We start from the raw sequence: 18938 nt of genomic DNA on the forward strand, positions 1-18938 counted from the left end.
CGTTAATCGTAATTCAATTACGATAAAAAGAGTGAAACCACCATGACTGCCTCCCGCGCCCCGGCCTACCTGTCCGGATTCGGCAACGAATTCGCCAGCGAGGCCCTGCCCAACGCATTGCCCGTCGGGCAGAACTCACCGCAGCACGTCCCCTACGGCCTCTACGCCGAACTGCTCTCGGGCACCGCCTTCACAGTGCCGCGCAGCGAGGCCCGGCGCACCTGGCTGTACCGCATCCGCCCGTCCGCCGCGCACCCGCGCTACGAGCGCCTGGAACGGCAGATCACCGGCACCGCCCTGGGCCCGGTGACGCCCAATCGCCTGCGCTGGAACAGTTTCGAGATGCCGCAGGAGCCTACCGACTTCGTCGACGGCCTGCTATGCATGGCCGCCAACGCCGAGGCCGAGGCCACCAGCGGCGTCAGCGTCTACGCCTACCGCGCGAACCGTTCCATGAGCCGGGCCTTCTTCAACGCCGATGGCGAACTGCTGATCGTGCCGCAAGCCGGCCGACTGCGCCTGGTCACCGAGCTTGGCGTGCTGGAGATCGAACCGCTGGAGATTGCCGTGATCCCGCGCGGCATGCGCTTCCGCGTCGAGCTGCTGGAAGCGTCCGCCGCCGGCTACGTGGCGGAGAACCACGGCGCCGCCCTGCGCCTGCCCGACCTCGGCCCCATCGGCAGCAACGGCCTGGCCAACCCCCGCGACTTCCTCGCCCCGGTGGCGCATTACGAGGACGTCGAAGGCCCGGTGCAGCTGGTGCAGAAATTTCTCGGCGAACTCTGGGCCACCCAGCTCGATCACTCGCCGCTGGACGTGGTCGCCTGGCACGGCAACAACGTGCCCTACAAGTACGACCTGCGCCGCTTCAACACCATCGGTACGGTGAGCTTCGACCACCCCGACCCGTCCATCTTCACCGTGCTCACCTCGCCCAGCGACACCCACGGCATGGCCAACATGGACTTCGTGATCTTCCCGCCGCGCTGGATGGTGGCCGAGAGCACCTTCCGTCCGCCGTGGTTCCACCGCAACCTGATGAACGAATTCATGGGCCTGATCCAGGGCGTGTACGACGCCAAGGCCGACGGCTTCGTCCCCGGCGGCGCCTCGCTGCACAACTGCATGAGCGCCCACGGCCCGGACAACGCCACCACCCGGCAGGCCATCGCCGCCGACCTGAAACCGCACAAGATCGATCACACCATGGCCTTCATGTTCGAGACCGGCCGCGTGCTGCGCCCCAGCCGCTTCGCCCTCGATTGCCCGCAACTGCAGCGCGACTATGATGCCTGCTGGAGCGGCATGCAGAAGACCTTCGCCCCCTCTTCGGAGCAATGAAATGAGCGTCTCCCACAACGCAAAAAGCTGGATCGAATCGGCCAACGGCCACCCGGACTTCCCCCTGCAGAACCTGCCCCTGGGCGTGTTCAGCCCACCGGGTGACTCGGCGCGAGGCGGCGTCGCCATCGGCGACTACATCTTCGACCTGAAGACCGCCTGCGAAGCCGGCCTCTTCCACGGCGCCGCCCACCAGGCCGCGCTGGTCGCCAGCGGCGACAGCCTCAACGCCTTCTTCGCCGCCGGCCCCACCGCCCGCCGCACCCTGCGCGATGCGCTGATCCACCTGCTCAGCGAAGGCAGCAGCGAGCAGAAGCGCATGGAGCACCTGGGCGCCGCGCTGCTCAAGCCCCAGGCCGCGTGCCGCCTGCACCTGCCGGCCAAGGTGGGCGACTACACCGACTTCTACGTCGGCATCCACCACGCCAAGAACGTCGGCAAGCTGTTCCGCCCGGACAATCCGCTGCTGCCCAACTACAAGTACGTGCCCATCGGCTACCACGGCCGCGCCTCCACCATCGTGCCCTCGGGCACCGAAGTGCGCCGCCCCAACGGCCAGACCCTGCCCGCCGGCACGGACGTGCCGGTATTCGGCCCCTGCGCGCGCATGGACCTGGAGCTGGAACTGGGCATCTGGATCGGCCAGGGCAACGAACAGGGCAAGGCCATCCCGATTTCCGGCGCCGCGGGGCATATCGCCGGCTTCTGCCTGCTCAACGACTGGTCCGCACGCGACGTGCAGGCCTGGGAATACCAGCCGCTGGGGCCCTTCCTGTCGAAGAGCTTCGCCACCACCATCTCGCCCTGGGTGGTGACCGCCGAGGCGCTGGAACCCTTCCGCGCCGCCCAGCCGGCCCGCCCGGAAGGCGACCCGCAGCCGCTGCCGTATCTCTATGACGAGGCCGACCAAAAGCACGGCGCGCTGGACATCGAACTGGAAGTGCTGCTGCTCACCTCGCGCATGCGCCACGAGCACCAGGCGCCGGAACGCATCGCCCTGAGCAACACGCTGAACATGTACTGGACCGTGGCGCAGATGGTTGCCCACCACAGCGTCAACGGCTGCCGCCTGCAACCGGGCGACCTGTTCGGCTCCGGCACCCTCTCCGGCGAAACCCCGGACAGCTTCGGCAGCCTGCTGGAGCTGACCACCGGCGGCAAACAGCCCGTGGTGCTGAGCAATGGCGAGGAGCGCCGCTTCCTCGAAGACGGCGACGAAATCATCCTGCGCGCCCGCTGCCGCCGCGACGGCTACCCGTCGATCGGCTTCGGCGAATGCCGTGGGCGGATTCTGCCGGCGCATTGATCGCTTTGCTTTTCGTAGGAGCGAGCTTGCTCGCGAACCGCCCAGCCACAGAGCCGTCGGCTAGCACTATTCGCGAGCAAGCTCGCTCCTACCATGCACAGGCAACGCTACGTCCTGCGGCGTCCGACTGCGAACTTGAAGATCCCATACGCCACAAGGAACAGGGCGCAGAGCGGGTAGCCGTGTAGGGCGTATAACCGCGAACGGTTGTACGCCCTACCCAACCGCTGCGTGTTCCCGTAGGAGCGGACCTTGTCCGCGAAAAGCGCCCGCAGGCGCTCCCGCCACGCCCTCAACTACTCTCCCGCACCATCAACTCGAACCCCAGGTCCATCACCGGCGCGCTCACCGGCTTGTCGTTGATCAGGTCCAGCAGGCGCTCCGCCGCATGCGTCCCGATGGCCTTGCGCGGTGTACGGATGCTCGACAGGCGCGGCACCATGAATTCCGAACTGGGCAGGTCGTTGAAGCCCAGCACCGCCACCTGTTCGGGGATGCGAATGCCATGGCGCATGGCTTCCAGCAACGCGCCCTGGGCCAGGTCGTCGTTGCCGAAGAAGATGCCTTCCACCTGCGGCTGGCTGGCCAGCAACTGGCGGAACAGCTCGCCGCCCAGGCCAACCGAGGACGGACGCGGCGTCAGCACCTCCAGCGCCGGGTCATAGACGCCCGCCTGCTGCAGCGCGCGACGGTACCCCTCGCCCCGCAGCAGCGTGCGCTGGTCCAACTGCGCGCCAATGTAGGCCAGCCGCTTGCGCCCACTCTTGAGCAGATGCCTGGCCGCCGCCTCCCCCGCGCGAATCTGCGAGAAGCCCACGCAATGCAGGCCGGCGCCAGGGTCCAGGTCCATCATGTAGACCGCCGGCACAGCGCTGGCCTCGATCATCCGTCGTGCGCTCTCGGTGCGGTCGAAGCCGGTCAGCAGCAGGCCGCGCGGCTGGTACGCGAGGTAGTTGCGCAGCAGGTTCTCTTCTTCATCGCGGGAGTAGTGATAGTTGCCGATCAGCACTTCCAGGCCGCGCGGATGCATCACGGCATGGATGGCTTCCAGGGTCTCGATGAACAACTGGTTGGCCAGCGACGGTACCAGCACCACGACGTTGGGGCTCTGTTTGGAAGCCAGCGCACGGGCGGCGGGATTGGCCACGTAGCCCAGTTCGCTGGCCGCCTGTCGGACCTTCTGCGCCAGTTCCTCGGCCACCGTGCTGACCCCGCGCAGGGCGCGCGAGGCGGTGATGGGGCTGACGCCCGCGCGGCGCGCAACCTCGTCGAGGGTGGGTCTGCCGGTGGTGCGGGAGCTTCTGTCGTTCTTCTTGTCTTTGTTCCGGACGGTCATCGGGCGGCTTGCCAAACAAAAATCGAGGCACTAAGGTAGCGCTGTCTCGCGACCAGGGCAATTGCCTGAGACCGGCCCCACCGGTCCCTCGCCCGCCGGCCCCTTGCTTGTCATCAAGCAGCGCCGAAGCCGCCAGAACAGACCGACTAGAATGACAAGAATACGGAGGCAGCCAATGCTTTTCGTTACACCCAACAAAGATAGCGCTGTCTCAACACCGAGGCCCTGCATGCTCCCCGCCATCGATGCCGTACTCATCATGGGTGTCGCCGGATGCGGCAAGTCCAGCGTCAGCGAGGCCCTGTGCCTGCGCAGCGGCGCGTTCGCCATCGAAGGCGACTCCTTCCACCCCGAAGCCAATATTCAGAAGATGAGCGCCGGCATCCCGCTGACCGACGAGGACCGCGCCGGCTGGCTCGACACCCTCGCCGCCGAGCTGCAGAAAGCCATCGCCGCCGGCCAGCGCCCCGTGCTCACCTGCTCCGCGCTCAAGCTCATCTACCGCGAACGCCTGCGCCGCGCCGTGCCCGGCCTGGGCGTGGTGTTCCTCGAACTCACCCCGGAAACCGCCGCGAAGCGCGTCGCCACCCGCCCCGGCCACTTCATGCCGGCCAGCCTGATCGACAGCCAGTTCGCCGCCCTCGAACCACCGGTGAGCGAACCGCTGACTCTGCGCCTGGACGCCACCCGCCCGCTGGAAGAACTGGCCGAAGCCGCGCACCTCTGGTGGCGCCAGCACTCCCACGACTGAGCCGATAGCGCCTGCCCGTCAAAGATAGCGCTATCTCGATTAACTGAAGAAGAAAAGCCGCTCCGGCAAAACGACAACAACAGGAGAGCCCCATGCTCGGCATGTCCCACGACACCTATCTGCTGCTGGATGCGGTAGTCACCATCATCGGCCTGATCCTGCTGATCACGCGCCTGAAGATTCACCCCTTCATTGCCCTGATCATCGCCGCCGGCTTCCTCGGCCTGACCTCCGGCATGCCCGTGGCGACCATCGTCAAGTCCTTCCAGGACGGCTTCGGCAGCGTGCTCGGCTTCGTCGGCATCATCCTCGCCCTGGGCACCATGCTCGGGAAGATGATGGCCGAGTCCGGCGGTGCCGATCAGATCGCCCGCACCCTGATCCAGGCCTTCGGCAAGCAGCGCGTGCACTGGGCGATGATGCTCGCCGCCTTCCTCGTCGGCATCCCGCTGTTCTTCGAGATCGGCTTCATCCTGCTGGTGCCGCTGGTGTTCATCGTCGCCCGCCGCAGCGGCGTGTCGCTGATCAAGATCGGTATCCCGCTGCTCGCCGGCCTCTCCGCCGTGCACGGCCTGGTGCCGCCGCACCCGGGCCCGCTGCTGGCCATCGGCGTGTTCGGCGCGGACATCGGCAAGACCATCTTCTATGGCCTGCTGGTCGCCCTGCCCACCGCCGCCATCGCCGGCCCGATCTTCGGCGCGTGGATTTCCAGGGTGATCCCCGGCCAGCCCAATGAAGAGCTGGTGGCGCAGATCGCCCATGAGCCGGACACCAGCGACCTGCCGAGCTTCGGCGTCACCCTGTTCACCGTGCTGCTGCCAGTGTTCCTGATGCTGCTGAAAACCTTCGCCGACGTCATGCTCGCCGACGGCCACGTCGTCCGCGCCTGGCTGGACATGATCGGCCACCCGATCACCGCCCTGCTCCTGGCCCTGCTGCTGTCGCTCTACACCTTCGGCTACGCCCGCGGCTTCGACTCGAAGAAGATCCTCAAGCTGCTCGACCACAGCCTCGCGCCCACCGCCGCCATCGTGATGATCATCGGCGCCGGCGGCGGCTTCAAACAAATGCTGGTGGCCAGCGGCGTGGGCGACGTGATCGGCCACATGGCCGTGCAGGCGCAGATCTCGCCGATCCTCCTGGCCTGGCTGGTGGCCGCGGTGATCCGCATCGCCACCGGCTCCGCCACCGTCGCCACCATCACCGGCGCGGGCATCGTGGTGCCGGTGATCAATCTGATCCCCGGCGTCAACCGCGAACTGCTGGTGCTGGCCACCGGCGCGGGCTCGCTGATCCTCTCCCACGTCAACGACGCCGGCTTCTGGCTGGTGAAGCAGTACTTCAACATGAGCGTGATGGAAACCTTCAAGACCTGGACCGCCATGGAAACCATCCTCTCGGTGGTCGGCCTGGGCTTCACCCTGCTGCTGTCGCTGTTCGTCTGATGCATTGATCGATGGGTATCGCTCCGCTCGCCCCGCAGGATGGCGTGGAGCGCAGCGATACCCATCACCTCCGGCTCCAAACCACCCGGCGAACGCCAAGCCGTTCGCCTACCGGATTCCTGCAACGAGGTATCGCCCATGACTTCCTCCGCAACTCCGCAAGCCCAACCCGCGCAACCCACCTGGCCCCGCGACTTCGACATCCGCGCCCGCTACGCCGAGCAGCAGGAACTGCTGCAACCGGCCCCCGCGCCGAACCCCGTCCCCTCGCAGCCGTAGGGCGCATAACGCGGCACGCGTTATCCGCCGAATCCCAACCCCCGAAACCACCGGCGAATAGTCAAGTACGGCTATTCGCCCCACGAAGGGCCCCATTCCGGCCCATTCGTCGCATTGCTTGCTGAATCGATTTACCTAATCGTCCGCACGGACTAAAACAGACCAGTCCCCACCGTTCCCGAAGGATGAGTCATGCACGACAACAACAAACTCGACCGCCTGTTCCCCTGCCTCAACGACATCCCCGAAACCTGGCGCCCCGACGCCCCCGTCGAGCAGCGCGAATACCTGGTCAACGGCGAACTGCGCCGCTGGGACGGCCCGCTCGCCCCGGTGCGCAGCCCGATCTTCCTCGCCACCGAGCAGGGCGACGAACAGGTCATCCTCGGCAGCACCCCGCTGCTGGATGCCGATGCCGCCCTCGCCGCGCTGGACGCCGCCGTCGCCGCCTACGACAACGGCCAGGGCCTGTGGCCCAACCTGCGCGTGGCCGAGCGCATCGCCCACGTCGAACGCTTCCTCGCCCGCATGCGCGAACAGCGCACCGCCGTGGTCAAGCTGCTCATGTGGGAGATCGGCAAGAACCTCAAGGACTCGGAGAAAGAGTTCGACCGCACCTGCGACTACATCGTCGACACCATCGAGGCGCTCAAGGAACTGGACCGCCGCTCCAGCCGCTTCGAACTGGAACAGGGCACCCTCGGGCAGATCCGCCGCGTGCCGCTGGGCGTGGCGCTGTGCATGGGCCCGTACAACTACCCGCTGAACGAAACCTTCACCACCCTGATCCCGGCGCTGATCATGGGCAACACCGTGGTCTTCAAGCCCGCCAAGTTCGGCGTGCTGCTGATCCGCCCGCTGCTCGAAGCCTTCCGCGACAGCTTCCCGCCGGGCGTCATCAACGTCATCTACGGACGCGGCCGCGAGACCGTCAGCGCACTCATGGCCAGCGGCAAGGTCGACGTCTTCGCCTTCATCGGCACCCACTCCGGCGCCGCCGACCTGAAGAAGCTCCACCCGCGCCCGCACCGCCTGCGCGCCGCCCTGGGCCTGGACGCCAAGAATCCCGGCATCGTCCTGCCCAGCGTCGACCTCGACAACGCCGTCAGCGAAGCCATCACCGGCGCCCTCTCCTTCAACGGCCAGCGCTGCACCGCGCTGAAGATCCTCTTCGTCCACGAAGACGTACTGCCCCGCTTCCTCGACAAGTTCAGCGCCAAGCTCGCCGAACTCAAACCCGGCATGCCCTGGGAACCGGGCGTAGCGCTGACGCCGCTGCCCGAGCCGGGCAAGGTCGACTTCCTCAACGGCCTGCTGCAGGACGCGCTGACCAAGGGCGCCCAGGTCATCAACCCCGGCGGTGGCGAAATCCGTGAAAGTTTCTTCTACCCGGCGCTGCTCAGCCCGGTCAGCGCGGACATGCGCCTCTACCACGAAGAACAGTTCGGCCCGCTGGTGCCCGTGGTGCCCTACCGCGAGCTGGATGAAGTGATCGACTACGTGCTGCAGTCCGACTACGGCCAGCAGCTCAGCCTGTTCGGCGACGACCCCGCGCAGATCGGCCCGCTGGTGGACGCCTTCGTCAACCAGGTCGGCCGCATCAACATCAACGCCCAGTGCCAGCGCGGCCCGGACAGCTACCCCTTCAACGGCCGCAAGAACTCCGCCGAAGGCACCCTCTCCGTGCACGACGCCCTGCGCACCTTCTCCATCCGCACCCTGGTCGCCACCCGCTTCACCGACGCAAACAAGGAACTGATCAGCCAGATCATCCGCGACCGCGACTCCAACTTCCTGACCACGGACTACATCTTCTAGTCAGCCACCCCCTCCGGTTAACGGCAAGCGGCCCCCTCCCCCTTGGGAGAGGGCTGGGGTGAGGGGAGCGACGATGCCCTCCAGTTCGCCGCTCAGTTCCGCCACCTTCCTTTCCAGTCCCGGCAGGCACTCGGCCTTGCCGGGGACTTCCTCCGGGTCGCGGATCGGAATCCACATGGTCAGGCCGCTGGAGCTCACTGCGGGCAAGCGCAACGGGACGGATGCTGTCCAGGCGGAGCCTCTGCCGGGACCACCAGCAGGCGCAGCCGCGAAGCTGCTTCCGCATGCAGATGCAGCGTGTTGCGCGCCACACGCTTGTGTCGGGCCTGTCCGGGTGCTTCGCCGCTGTTGGGGTTCACGTCGAAGCGCGGGAAATTGCTGCTGGATATCTCCAGGCGCAGGCGATGGCACTTGCGAAACAGGTTGCAGGTCGCGAACGGCTCGATCGTCACCCTGAAGCGCTGGCGGGGAACGATGGCCGCAGGCTCGCTCCAGCCGTTGCGGTAGCGGCAGCGGAATATCCCGTCGGTGAGGTTCATGGCGTAGCCGTCGGGGTAGTCGTCGCTGGGCGGATAGACATCCAGCAGCTTGGCGGTGAAGTCCGTGTCGGGGCAGTCGCTCTCCACCCACAGCTCGACCGTGAGCGGCCCGGCCACCAGGAGGTCTTGCTCCAGTGGCGGCGTGCTGAAGCTGAGCACATCGGGCCGCTCGTTCAGGGGACGCCCCGTACCGCGGGTGCCGAAGAAGCCCGGCGCATCCACCTGGTCGAAGGCCCCGCCCGCGAACACCGGCGCGCCCGAGGTCAACGCCCCACCGATGGTCGGCACAGGATCGTCTGGATCGAAGCGATAGCCGAGGGTGGCCCCGTCAGCGGCCGGCGGTTCCTCCTGCAACTCGCCGGCGGCCGTCAGATAGAGCTCCAGTGGCCGACTGCCGGGCAGCGGCCAGCTCTCGGCGCCGATCCATTTCCCGCCATGGTCCAGCCGGTTCTCCGCGGTGCACCGGCCACTGCCGCCGCCCATCAGGAACACCTGCACCGGCGCCGCCAGCCCTGCACCCGGGCGCCCGGCGAGATGCGTTTCGAACCAGTCGATGCGACAGGCCAGCCAGTCCCCGGCGAGGTTGCCGTCGAAGTTCGCCGCCGGGCCGAACTCGACGTTGCCGCTGTGGCTGATGTTGCGGTCGCCATGCAACCACGGCCCCATCACCAGGCAGTGGCGGCTCTCGTGCACGGCGCTGAGGCCGAGGTAGTTGTCCAGCGTGGAGCTGACGTAGGCGTCGTACCAGCTGGACATGAACAGAATCGGCATGTCCGGAATCCGCGAGTAGAAGCCCTTGGCGTAGATGCCCAGTTGCTGCCAGTAGCCGTCGAAGTCGCCGCGCTCCCACTGTTCGAACAGGTAGTCCTCGTACTCAGGCAGGTGCCGCAGCGGCGAGTCGCCACGCCGCCACGGCATCCGCGCGAACCAGGCGCGGATGTCCTCCGCTTCCAGAGCCGCGCGCAGCGCCGGGTCGGCCTTGGCCGCCGGGCTCTCCCTGGCCTGCTTGAAGGCCCAGGTGGCCTGCTTCAGCTCGAACGCCCCGCCCTGGCGGATGCCGCACTGGTAGGCGTCGGCGAAACCCCCGGAGTCCAGCACCATGGTGCGCAACCCGGGCGGGGCGAGGCAGGCCATCGCCAGTTGGGTATGGGCCGCATAGGACAGCCCCATGCTGCCCACCCGGCCGTCGCACCAGGGCTGCTCGACGATCCAGGCCAGGCTGTCGTAACCATCCGGCCCCTCGTTGACGTACTTGATGAAGCGCCCTTCCGAGCCATGCCGCCCGCGACAGTCCTGGAACACCGCGGCAAAACCCCTTTCGGTGAACTTCAGCGCCATGTCCTCGCGCGACAGGTGGCGACCGTCCAGGCGCCTTTCCGAGCGCGAGGGCTTGCTCTTGTCGTACGGGGTGCGCTCGATCACCACCGGCCAGGGGCCTGCGCCAACGGAGGGCAAATAGATGTCGGTGGCCAGGCGCACGCCGTCGCGCATCCTGACCATGCGGTCCTTGAGTATCTGCATGGGTAAAGCTCGAAGTCTTTGGGACAGGCTCAGTAGCCGATGGACACGGCGATGCCGAGCAGGACGAGGGAAATCATGAGGAAGATCAGGAACAGCGGTAGCACGAAGCGCGCCCATTGGCCCCAGCCGACCTGGGCGGTGGCGAGCAGGACCAGCAGGCCGCTGGAGGTCGGCGTGATCAGGTTGGTCAGGCCGTTGCCAAGCAGGAATGCATAGACAGTGCTCTGCGCGCTGACCCCGGACAAGTGGCCGAGGGGGCCGAAGATCGGCATGGTGACGGCCGCCTGCCCCGAGGTGGACGGGATCAGCACGTCCAGGCCGAGCTGGGCGAAGAACATGCCATAGGCGGAAACCAGCGCACCGTGGTCGCCCGTCAGCGAGGACAGACCCTGGACGATGCTGTCGAGAACCTGCCCGGTGCTGAGGATGATCTCCACCGCCGTCGCCAGGCCGATCAGCACGCCGGCCATCAGCACCTTCTTCATGCCGTCGACGAACGCCGCCGCGGCCGCGCTCGGCGCCAGTCGCGCGAGGCCGGCGAATGCCACACTGAGGGCGAGGTAGTAGGCCGACAGTTCCGGGTATTTCCAGTGCCAGCGGTTGGAGGCGTACACCAGAAAGCCGATGCCGACCGCCAGCACCAGCAGGATCGAACCGTGGCGCAGTCCCAGCGGCGCGGCCTGGAAGTCGAACTGCGCGCTGCCGCTGAAGCCCAGCCTGCGGATGCTGTAGAGGACAAAAGCGATGGACACCAGCAGGAACACCAGGTAGGTCGCCACGCGCAGGGAAAGCCCGCTGAACACCGGCAGGCCGACCAGCGGCTGGGCGACGCCGAGCACCACCGGGTTGGAGATCGAGCCGAGATAGCCGACTTTCACCGAGATCGCGACTATGGCCAGCCCGATGATGTTCGGCAGGCCCATGCGATTGGCCATGGCGACCATCAGCGGAACGATGAGGATGTATTCCTTGGCGAGTCCCATGAAGGTGCTGCCGGCGGAGAACATCAGCATCAGACAGGGCACCAGGAGGTAGAGGTTGCCCCGCGTCATGCCGAGCAAGCGCTCCAGGCCCAGTTCTATGGTGCCAATCTTGTTCAGCACGCCGAACATGCCGCCGATGAACAGCACCATGAAGATCAGTCCGGCGCGCTTCTCGATGCCCTGGGGAATCGCCATGAACGCCTCGCTCAGGGAGACCGGACGGGTCGCCGCGTCACCGTTGCTGCGTGGCTCGAACGACCACAGCTGGCTGATGGAACTGTCCTTCTCCAGGGTGGCGAAGGAGCCGGGGATCACCGCGATACCGTCGCGGCGGAAGGTGCCGGAATCGACCACGTAGGTCAGGAATACGGCCAGCAGCACGATCACCAGCAGGATGATCGCCGGGTTGACCGGAGTGCTCTTCCGGGAACCGGTGGAAACCTGCGCTGCGCTGGCGGGTGTCGGGTCACCCAGGTGTTGATGGACGGTTGGCATGTTCAGCCCCTCGAGTTGTTTTTATGGTCTGCCGGTAAAGCGGAGCGAACACTAGAACAACGCGGGAGAGCCCCACAATCTTATGCGTGAAGCGGGTAAGGCTATGCGCCGAGCGCCTCGCGCAGGTGTTCGGCGAAGCTGCGGCTGACCAGCGAGGGCGGCACGTCGCTGCGCAAGACCAGACCGAAGGAGTAGGACAGCAGCGGCCGGAAGGGCCGCGTGACGATGGGCAGGTGGGCGAAGTCCCTCGCCAGCAGGCTGTTGATGATCGACAGCCCGATGCCTTCGGCGACGAGACTGCAGGCGGCGCCCACCGAATGCACCTCGACCCGTACCTGCGGCGCGAAGCCGGCGCGGCGCAGCGCCAGTTCGAGCTCGTGGCGCAGGTTGCGCTGCCGCCCCAGGAGCACCAGCGGCTGGTCGCGCAGGTCGGCGGCATGGATCTCGTCCTTCGCGCACAACGGGTGCCCCTCGGGCAGCACGCAGACGCCCTCCGCCTCGAGCAAAGGAATCACCTCGAAGCCCTGCAGCTCGGTGGGCAGGCGCACGAAGGCGAAATCCACGTCGCGATCCAGCACGGCGCGTTCGAGAGTGTCGTAACCGCCGCTGAGCAGCTCGATCACCACGTCGGGACGCTCCCGCAGGAAGCTCGCGACGATGGGCGGCAGTCGGTGCTGGGCCATGCTGTTGGGCACGCCGACCTTCAGCAGGGTCCGTTGGGAGCTGCCGTGGCGCAAATCGGCGGCCAGGCGCTGGACCCGCTGCAGGCGGTCCACCAGGTCGCTCACCGCAGGAAGGAAAGCTTCCGCCTCCGGCGTCACCATCAGCCGTCCCTTGCGGCGCAGGAACATGGCGAAGCCCAGGTGCTCCTCCAGTTGCCCGAGCAGCCGGCTGACCGCCGACTGCGACAGGCCCAGGCGCGTTGCCGCGCCGATGGTCGAGCCGGTTTCCATGATGGCCAGGAAGGCCTCCAATTGCTTCAGATTCACCGCTCGCTCCTCTCTCGGTTGGCGACTGCAACGCACCGGACGCATAGCCCAATGCGCATCGCTCATATCGTTGTGGCGCCCGTTGGGGGCCGTTAGTGTCTGCCGCGAATCGCGATCGCGTCCAGCGGGTTGCCCTGCACGGCGCCCCCGTCCCGGCGGTCCGGTTCCCGCTTTCCCGCTGCCACAACAACACAAGAGCCAGCAGAGGAGTCATTCATGCGATCGTTCACCACCACAGGTGTCATGGCCTGCCTCGGCCTGGCCGAATGCGCCCTTCCGTCCGGCCTGCAGGCCGCCGGTTTCGTCGAGGACGCCCAGGGTCGCCTTACCCTGCGCAACTACTACTTCAACGACGGCTACCGCGATGGCGGCGACGACCGCCGGGAATGGGCGCAGGGCTTCCTGCTCGACCTGCAGTCCGGTTTAACCCAAGGCCGCCTCGGGCTCGGCGTCGATGCCCTGGGCCTGTCCGGCGTACGCCTCGACTCCGGGCGTGGACGGGAAGGCACCGGCCTGCTGCCGGTACACGACGACGGTCGCGCGGCAGAGGAGTTCGGCAGTCTGGGATTGACCGCCAAGGCCCGTTTCGACCACCTGCTGGTCAAGTCCGGCACCCTGCTGCCGAAGATTCCCGTGCTGGTCTACAACGACGGTCGCCTGCTGCCACAGACCTTCCGCGGCACCCAGGTGGAGTACCGCGGCTTCGACCGGTTGTACCTGCACGCCGGCCATCTCGACGAGTTCAAGGCGCGCAACTCAACCGACAGCGTCGACCTCGTTCCTCAGGGCTACGCCGGCAACGGGGGGACCGATTTCGGCTTCGCCGGAGCAACCTTCACGCCGAGCCAGCAGCTCAGCTTCACCAGCTACTACGGCGAAATGCGCGAGTTCTATCGCCAGCAGTTCTTCGGCATGCTGCACCGCCAGCCGCTGGAGATCGGCTCGCTGACCAGCGACCTGCGCTACTTCATGAGCGAGGACGCCGGCGCCGCGCGCAATGGCGAGGTCGATGCAAACATGTTCAGCGGCCTGTTCACCTACGCCCTCGGCGGCCACGCCGTCGGCCTCGGCTACCAGAAACTCCGGGGCGACACCGCCCTGCCCTATGCCAGCGGCAGCACCCTGTACTCCTTCAGCAACGCCGCGGTGAGCAAGTTCATCCAGGCTGGGGAGCAGACCTGGATGCTGCGCTACGACTACGACTTCGCCGCCCAGGGCATCCCGGGCCTGAGCCTGATGGTCCGCTACTACAAGGGCGACCACGGCGAGTACCGGGACCAGGCAGCCAGGGAGCACGAAACCGACACCTACCTCAAGTACGCGGTCCAGAGCGGCCCGCTCAGAGGACTGGGCACGGAGCTGCGCCACTCGGTTTCGCGCTCCACCTATGCCGCCGACCGCGACAACTACCGGCTCTACTTCAGCTACGCATTCGCCCTCTGGTAGTTCCCCCCTGCTTCACCGCTCCTCCTGCTTCCGCCACCCCGCGGTTCCAAAGAAGCCGGCATCCCCGCGGGTCCGTTCGAGGGGGCACCAGGCCTTCATGGGCTCCAGGCGGCCAGGGACGAAAGGGGACAGATTCATTTTTCCGCTGCAGAAGCCGGCCGACCTGTAGGAGTCCGTCGAGTCGACTGGCGCCGGCAACCAATTTTGACAGTGAGAATTATTACCAATTACCATTACAGCCACACCGAGTCCGATGCCCGGCCCCACCGGCGGGCCACTCCAAGAACAAGAGACACCCCATGCTTTTCTTCCAGCCGGTCACTGCGCCGTGGCAGCCCGAAGCTACGCTGAAGCTCATGAGCCCGAGCGTTGATTGCACGCAGCGGATTGCCGATTGCGCCGCGCTCCTGGCCTGCTCCGATCTCCAGCCCCCTGCCCTTCGCCGAAGACTCGCCTGCCGTGGATGATCTCCTGCCGTTCCATAGCCACCTGACCACCCTGGTGATCGATCCGGTCATCCACCGTTTCGCCGGTCTTTTCGACCTGAACGGTCGCGTCGGTGTGTTGTTTCTCGTCCTCTCCTATGCGGTCGCCTATGGTCTGTACCGCTTCAGGAAGTACCGTGGGCTGACGGAGGCGCGTTCGTTCTGGCAGTTCATTGGCGGCAACCGGGTGCATTTCCATCGTTCGGCGTTGCTGGATTACCAGTACTACTTCGTGCGGGGCATCCTGCATGCGGCATTGATGGTGCCCATCATCGGCCTGGTCGATCCCTACATCCTGCGCTCCGGCGACTACATGGCCTTCTTCACCCAGCTGTGGGGCGCGCGCCCGCAGGTGGGTGAGAACCTCGGCCTGTCCCTGCTCTATGGGCTGGGGGTGTTCCTGGTAGGCGACTTCAAGAACTATTGGGTGCACCGGGCCTTCCACTCGCGCTGGCTGTGGGCGTTCCACAAGGTGCATCACTCGGCGTCGGTGCTGGTGCCGGCGACGGCCAGCCGCGTCCATTTCGTGGAGAAGCTCGCGGCGAAGCTGGCCGGGGCCGTCGCCCTCGGCGCCTATGCCGGCGCCTTCTGGTACGCCTGCGGCGGGGAGATCAGCCGTTACACGCTGTTCGGCGTGACCTATCTGATCTTCATCTTCAATGCGCTGGCGGTGAACCTGCGCCACAGCCATGTGTGGCTGTCGTTCGGGCCGGTGGTCGAGCACGTGCTGAACAGCCCGGCGCAGCACCAGATCCACCACAGCGATGCGCCCCGGCACTTCAACAAGAATTTCGCGATCAATCTGTCGCTGTGGGACTGGATGTTCGGCACGCTCTACATCACCACCCCGACGCCGGAACGCATCCAGTTCGGCGCCGGGGAGCGCGATGATCATCGCTACCTGACGCTGTACAGCCTGATCGTCACGCCCTTCGTGGAGACGGCCCGCAAGCTGCGCAAGGCAAGGCGCCCCCAGTCGATGCCACACGGTACGTCTCAGGCGCCCAATTCCTAGCCCGTGATCACGATCACCTGACGCCCGAGTCCGCTTCCGGAGCCGCGCCACCCTGCTCGGGCTGGGCCGTGACCTGTTCGGTGGCGCGCTGCTTCGCCGCCCGCGCGTCGAGGATCAGCCGGTAGGCGATGTAGTACTTGTAGATGTTGCTGACGTAGGTGACGGTCTCCGCGCCGATCTGGTCGGCGGTGACGTATTCGACGTTGTGGAACCAGACGTTGGGGTCGAGCCCGCGCCGCGCGGCCTCCTCGCGCAGCCGCGTCACCCTGGCCGGGCCGGCGTTGTAGGAGGCGAAGGTGAACAGGGCCTTGTCCAGGTCGGTCATGGGTTCGTCGCCGTAGTAGCGGTCGATCATCAGGCGCATGTACTTGGTCCCGGCTTCGATGTTCGCCCGGGTCTTGCGGATGTCGCCGACCTTCAGTTCCTTGCCGGTCGCGGGCATGACCTGCATGACGCCGATGGCGCCCACGGGGCTCCGGACGGACTGGTCGAGCCGCGATTCCTGATAGCCCTGGGCGGCCATCAGCAACCAGTCCACGCTGTACTTGTCGCCGTATTGCCTGAAGAACTGCACCAGCTTGAGGAACTTCCGCCGCTCGGATTCGGAGGCGACATCCTCGATGTATTTCGCATTCTTCAGGTAGCGCATCAGGATCAGGTTGCCCGCAAGGCTGCCTTCGCGGTGACGCATGACGAAGTCGTCGACGGCTGCCTTGAGTTGCGGGCTGTTCTTGCGCAGGGCCCAGGCGATTTCGCCGCCCATGCGGAGGACAATGGCGTCATGCACGGTCACGCCTGGGAAGACCTGCTTCCACAGGTCCGCCTTGTGCTTGTCCATGACGATGAGCGGGATCAGCCCGGAGTTGAGCATCTCGACCAGGTCTTCGTCCTCCAGCGCTTCCGGCGCCGGTTTGATGTTCACCGGGGCGCGCCCCTCTGTGGCGAAGCGCTGGTTGAGGGCAAGCAGGCTCTCGTAGTAGCTGGATGACTTGCGGACGAAGACGTCCTTGCCCGACAGGTCGTCCAGGGTGGCGACCTGTGGCGAGGCGGGACCGGACAGGATGACTTCGCTGACGTTGCTGTAGCCGGGCACGGAGAAATCCACCTGCTCCCGCCGTGCCGCCGTGGTGGTGAGGTTGGACGCGGCGATATCGCCCTGGCCGGCGATCAGCGCCGGGATCAGTTGGTCGCGCCGGACCGGAACGAACACGACGTGAACCTTCAGGTGCCGGGCGGCGCCCGACGCGGCGGAGGCCAGCTGCTTGTTCAGCTCCTGCTCGAACAGCGTGAACCATTCATAGGTCACGCCGCGCTGCACGCCCATGTCGGTGAAGTAGAAGGTCTTGCTGTAGATGGTGAGGACGCGGATGGTCTTGCGCTGGATCATCCCGTCCAGGTCGCCGGTCCAGGGCTTCTGGATCTCGTTCGGGTCGAGGGTGAAGGTTTCCGCTTGCGGCGGCGCCGAGGGCTCCGGCGCATCGGCGGCGGCAAGCGCTCCGACGGACAAGGCCCAGAGCAGCGTGGCCAGCCCGGCCAGCGACGGCCGCCAAGGGGTTGCGCGATGAACCGAGGGGTGAGGTTGAAGCTGCAGCTTCCTCAACATGATCGCGCTCCGGGACGGTGGCGGATGCACCGCTACCGTGATGTGCAGACGTGCGCGCTGAGCCGTGGCGGCTGTTCGGACGTGCCGGCCAGTACGATGCCCGGCGAAACCGCGAGCCCGACATAACCGACCACACGCGGGACCGCGCCCCGTCCCTACCAACAAGTTTAGGAGCCGCGCAGGAGGGAGCGGATCAATATTTCCGGCGGGGAAATTGTCCAACCGCAGCAAGATTGTTCAAGCCAGCGAGCGCCCCGTTCTGCCACCCTGTCGGCACGAAAGACTGCAAAGAATCACCATGTCCCAATCCACGCTCCCCTCCCGCGCCTTCCTCAAGGGCGCCATCGACATCATGCCGCTGTCCCTCGCGGTGCTGCCCTGGGGCCTGCTCGCCGGCTCGCTGGCCATCGACGCCGGGCTCTCGCCGCTGCACGGCCAGGGGCTGTCCGCCATCGTCTTCGCCGGCGCCGCGCAGCTGGTCGCCATCGGCATGCTCAAGGGCGGCGCCGGGTTCTTCTCGATCATGATCACCACCCTGCTGCTGACCTCCCAGCACCTGCTCTACGGGATGACCATGCGCCCGCTGATCTCCGGCCTGCCGGGCCGCTGGCGCGCGGGCCTGGGCTTCCTGCTCACCGACGAGTTCTTCGCCCTCACCAGCAACCACGACCGCGAGACCTTCAACCGCTGGTACGCCCTGGGCGTGGGCCTGACCTTCTACATCGCCTGGAACCTCTTCACCCTCGCCGGCGTGCTGCTGGGCAGCAGCATTCCGGGGCTGGAGCACCTAGGGCTGGACTTCTCCATCGCCGCCACCTTCGTCGCGCTGATCGCGCCGGTGGTGAAGAACGTGCCGACGGTGGTCTGCGTCGCCGTCTCGCTGTTCTGTTCGGTGCTGTTCAGCTACTGGCAGCTGGGTTCGGCGCTGGTGCTGTCGGGCCTGGCGGGGATGTTCGCCGGCTTCGTCTGCCAGAAATTCTCGGGGGTGCGCGCATGATGGTCTGGGCAGTGATCTTCGGCATGGGCCTGATCGTGTTCTTCAACCGCTACGTGTTCCTGGAGCCGCGCCTGCCGATCCGCCTGAGCAGCAACGTGCGGCAGTTCCTCGGCTTCGCCGTGCCGGGGATGCTCACCGCGATCTGCGGGCCGATCGTGTTCCTCCCCGACCACCAGTTGAACCTGCGGCCGGACAACCCCTACCTGCTCGGCGCCGTCGTCGCCGTGGCGCTGGTGCTGTGGACGCGCAACGTGCTGCTCAGCGTGATCCTGAGCATGGGGGCGTTCTATCTGTTGCGCTGGTGGTTGTAGGTCTCCCGCTGAATTCCGGCTCCTCCGATCTGGCGCGAGGGGCCGAGGCAATGCCCCGCCCCATTCCAGCGCCGGCCGGCGCAACCTGACTGCCGCCACGACTACCCCTACGGCGTCTATTGCCTGTGACTGCGGCCGTTCTGCTCGCATCGTCCGTTTTCGCCGCGCGGGATCGACCGGTGTCCTACCCCTGCCTGAAAGCCCCGGATTCCCGTAAACCCAGGCGATGCGCTGCCGCCCATCGACGCCATTGAAATCGGCACGCAGGTACCGCTTTT

15 protein-coding genes are annotated in these 18938 nt (G+C 66.5%); 10 read left to right on the plus strand and 5 right to left on the minus strand.

The window, feature by feature from the left end; genetic code table 11:
- Window positions 1-42 precede the first annotated feature (42 nt).
- Complete coding sequence (hmgA, locus tag ACAW63_RS20200) at window positions 43-1341, plus strand: homogentisate 1,2-dioxygenase (RefSeq protein ID WP_371228113.1); 1299 nt, start codon at window positions 43-45, stop codon at window positions 1339-1341.
- 1 nt (window position 1342) lies between these two features.
- Window positions 1343-2647 carry a fumarylacetoacetase gene (gene fahA / locus ACAW63_RS20205; RefSeq protein ID WP_371228115.1) on the plus strand — a complete coding sequence of 435 codons (1305 nt, stop codon included), beginning with the start codon at window positions 1343-1345 and terminating at the stop codon, window positions 2645-2647.
- Between the two features lie 292 nt (window positions 2648-2939).
- Here fahA and ACAW63_RS20210 read toward each other — a convergent pair whose 3' ends face one another.
- Window positions 2940-3983 carry a LacI family DNA-binding transcriptional regulator gene (locus tag ACAW63_RS20210; protein WP_371228117.1) on the minus strand — a complete coding sequence of 348 codons (1044 nt, stop codon included), beginning with the start codon at window positions 3981-3983 and terminating at the stop codon, window positions 2940-2942.
- 229 nt (window positions 3984-4212) lie between these two features.
- Here ACAW63_RS20210 and ACAW63_RS20215 point away from each other — a divergent pair, with 229 nt between their 5' ends.
- From ACAW63_RS20215 to ACAW63_RS20230, 4 genes are all read left to right on the plus strand, one after another.
- Window positions 4213-4734: a gluconokinase gene (locus ACAW63_RS20215; protein ID WP_275611626.1), complete on the plus strand. Its 522-nt coding sequence runs from the start codon at window positions 4213-4215 to the stop codon at window positions 4732-4734.
- Between the two features lie 92 nt (window positions 4735-4826).
- On the plus strand, window positions 4827-6179 hold the full coding sequence (locus tag ACAW63_RS20220; protein ID WP_371228119.1) for a GntP family permease: 1353 nt from the start codon (window positions 4827-4829) through the stop codon (window positions 6177-6179).
- Window positions 6180-6317: 138 nt separating this feature from the next.
- The gene (locus ACAW63_RS20225) at window positions 6318-6458 is read left to right on the plus strand and encodes a hypothetical protein (protein ID WP_371228121.1); all 141 of its coding nucleotides are present in this window, start codon (window positions 6318-6320) and stop codon (window positions 6456-6458) included.
- A gap of 192 nt (window positions 6459-6650) precedes the next feature.
- The gene (locus tag ACAW63_RS20230; RefSeq protein WP_371228123.1) at window positions 6651-8276 is read left to right on the plus strand and encodes an NADP-dependent glyceraldehyde-3-phosphate dehydrogenase; all 1626 of its coding nucleotides are present in this window, start codon (window positions 6651-6653) and stop codon (window positions 8274-8276) included.
- Between the two features lie 194 nt (window positions 8277-8470).
- Here ACAW63_RS20230 and ACAW63_RS20235 read toward each other — a convergent pair whose 3' ends face one another.
- The 3 genes from ACAW63_RS20235 to ACAW63_RS20245 all read right to left on the minus strand — a co-directional run bounded on the left by ACAW63_RS20235 (window position 8471) and on the right by ACAW63_RS20245 (window position 12803).
- Window positions 8471-10336, minus strand: a complete 1866-nt coding sequence (locus tag ACAW63_RS20235; RefSeq protein WP_371228125.1) for a CocE/NonD family hydrolase — start codon at window positions 10334-10336, stop codon at window positions 8471-8473.
- Window positions 10337-10365: 29 nt separating this feature from the next.
- Complete coding sequence (locus ACAW63_RS20240) at window positions 10366-11820, minus strand: YfcC family protein (RefSeq protein WP_371234727.1); 1455 nt, start codon at window positions 11818-11820, stop codon at window positions 10366-10368.
- A 95-nt stretch (window positions 11821-11915) separates the two neighbouring features.
- On the minus strand, window positions 11916-12803 hold the full coding sequence (locus ACAW63_RS20245) for a LysR family transcriptional regulator (protein WP_371228127.1): 888 nt from the start codon (window positions 12801-12803) through the stop codon (window positions 11916-11918).
- Between the two features lie 216 nt (window positions 12804-13019).
- Here ACAW63_RS20245 and ACAW63_RS20250 point away from each other — a divergent pair, with 216 nt between their 5' ends.
- Complete coding sequence (locus tag ACAW63_RS20250; RefSeq protein WP_371228129.1) at window positions 13020-14249, plus strand: OprD family porin; 1230 nt, start codon at window positions 13020-13022, stop codon at window positions 14247-14249.
- A gap of 459 nt (window positions 14250-14708) precedes the next feature.
- Complete coding sequence (locus tag ACAW63_RS20255; RefSeq protein ID WP_371228131.1) at window positions 14709-15749, plus strand: sterol desaturase family protein; 1041 nt, start codon at window positions 14709-14711, stop codon at window positions 15747-15749.
- A 13-nt stretch (window positions 15750-15762) separates the two neighbouring features.
- On the opposite strand, the gene ACAW63_RS20260 is transcribed toward ACAW63_RS20255, so the two are convergent.
- Complete coding sequence (locus ACAW63_RS20260; protein ID WP_371228133.1) at window positions 15763-17352, minus strand: transglycosylase SLT domain-containing protein; 1590 nt, start codon at window positions 17350-17352, stop codon at window positions 15763-15765.
- A gap of 298 nt (window positions 17353-17650) precedes the next feature.
- On the opposite strand from ACAW63_RS20260, the gene ACAW63_RS20265 reads away from it, so the two are divergent.
- Both ACAW63_RS20265 and ACAW63_RS20270 read left to right on the plus strand, forming a co-directional pair.
- Complete coding sequence (locus tag ACAW63_RS20265) at window positions 17651-18349, plus strand: AzlC family ABC transporter permease (RefSeq protein ID WP_371228135.1); 699 nt, start codon at window positions 17651-17653, stop codon at window positions 18347-18349.
- Window positions 18346-18660, plus strand: coding sequence for an AzlD domain-containing protein (locus ACAW63_RS20270; RefSeq protein WP_331319514.1), 315 nt, complete (start codon window positions 18346-18348; stop codon window positions 18658-18660). Before ACAW63_RS20265 ends, ACAW63_RS20270 begins: the two co-directional genes overlap by 4 nt.
- The last annotated feature ends 278 nt before the right edge of the window (window positions 18661-18938 follow it).

The sequence above is a fragment of the Pseudomonas sp. QE6 genome (assembly GCF_041379005.1).
In the GTDB taxonomy this organism is placed as follows: Bacteria; Pseudomonadota; Gammaproteobacteria; order Pseudomonadales; family Pseudomonadaceae; genus Pseudomonas.

What these genes read in the sequence shown, in the direction of transcription:
- hmgA (WP_371228113.1), top strand. Translation starts at nt 43, where the DNA reads ATGACTGCCTCCCGCGCCCCGGCCTACCTGTCCGGATTCGGCAACGAA.
- fahA (WP_371228115.1), top strand. Translation starts at nt 1,343, where the DNA reads ATGAGCGTCTCCCACAACGCAAAAAGCTGGATCGAATCGGCCAACGGC.
- ACAW63_RS20210 (WP_371228117.1), bottom strand. Translation starts at nt 3,983, where the DNA reads ATGACCGTCCGGAACAAAGACAAGAAGAACGACAGAAGCTCCCGCACC.
- ACAW63_RS20215 (WP_275611626.1), top strand. Translation starts at nt 4,213, where the DNA reads ATGCTCCCCGCCATCGATGCCGTACTCATCATGGGTGTCGCCGGATGC.
- ACAW63_RS20220 (WP_371228119.1), top strand. Translation starts at nt 4,827, where the DNA reads ATGCTCGGCATGTCCCACGACACCTATCTGCTGCTGGATGCGGTAGTC.
- ACAW63_RS20225 (WP_371228121.1), top strand. Translation starts at nt 6,318, where the DNA reads ATGACTTCCTCCGCAACTCCGCAAGCCCAACCCGCGCAACCCACCTGG.
- ACAW63_RS20230 (WP_371228123.1), top strand. Translation starts at nt 6,651, where the DNA reads ATGCACGACAACAACAAACTCGACCGCCTGTTCCCCTGCCTCAACGAC.
- ACAW63_RS20235 (WP_371228125.1), bottom strand. Translation starts at nt 10,336, where the DNA reads ATGCAGATACTCAAGGACCGCATGGTCAGGATGCGCGACGGCGTGCGC.
- ACAW63_RS20250 (WP_371228129.1), top strand. Translation starts at nt 13,020, where the DNA reads ATGCGATCGTTCACCACCACAGGTGTCATGGCCTGCCTCGGCCTGGCC.
- ACAW63_RS20260 (WP_371228133.1), bottom strand. Translation starts at nt 17,352, where the DNA reads ATGTTGAGGAAGCTGCAGCTTCAACCTCACCCCTCGGTTCATCGCGCA.
- ACAW63_RS20265 (WP_371228135.1), top strand. Translation starts at nt 17,651, where the DNA reads ATGTCCCAATCCACGCTCCCCTCCCGCGCCTTCCTCAAGGGCGCCATC.
- ACAW63_RS20270 (WP_331319514.1), top strand. Translation starts at nt 18,346, where the DNA reads ATGATGGTCTGGGCAGTGATCTTCGGCATGGGCCTGATCGTGTTCTTC.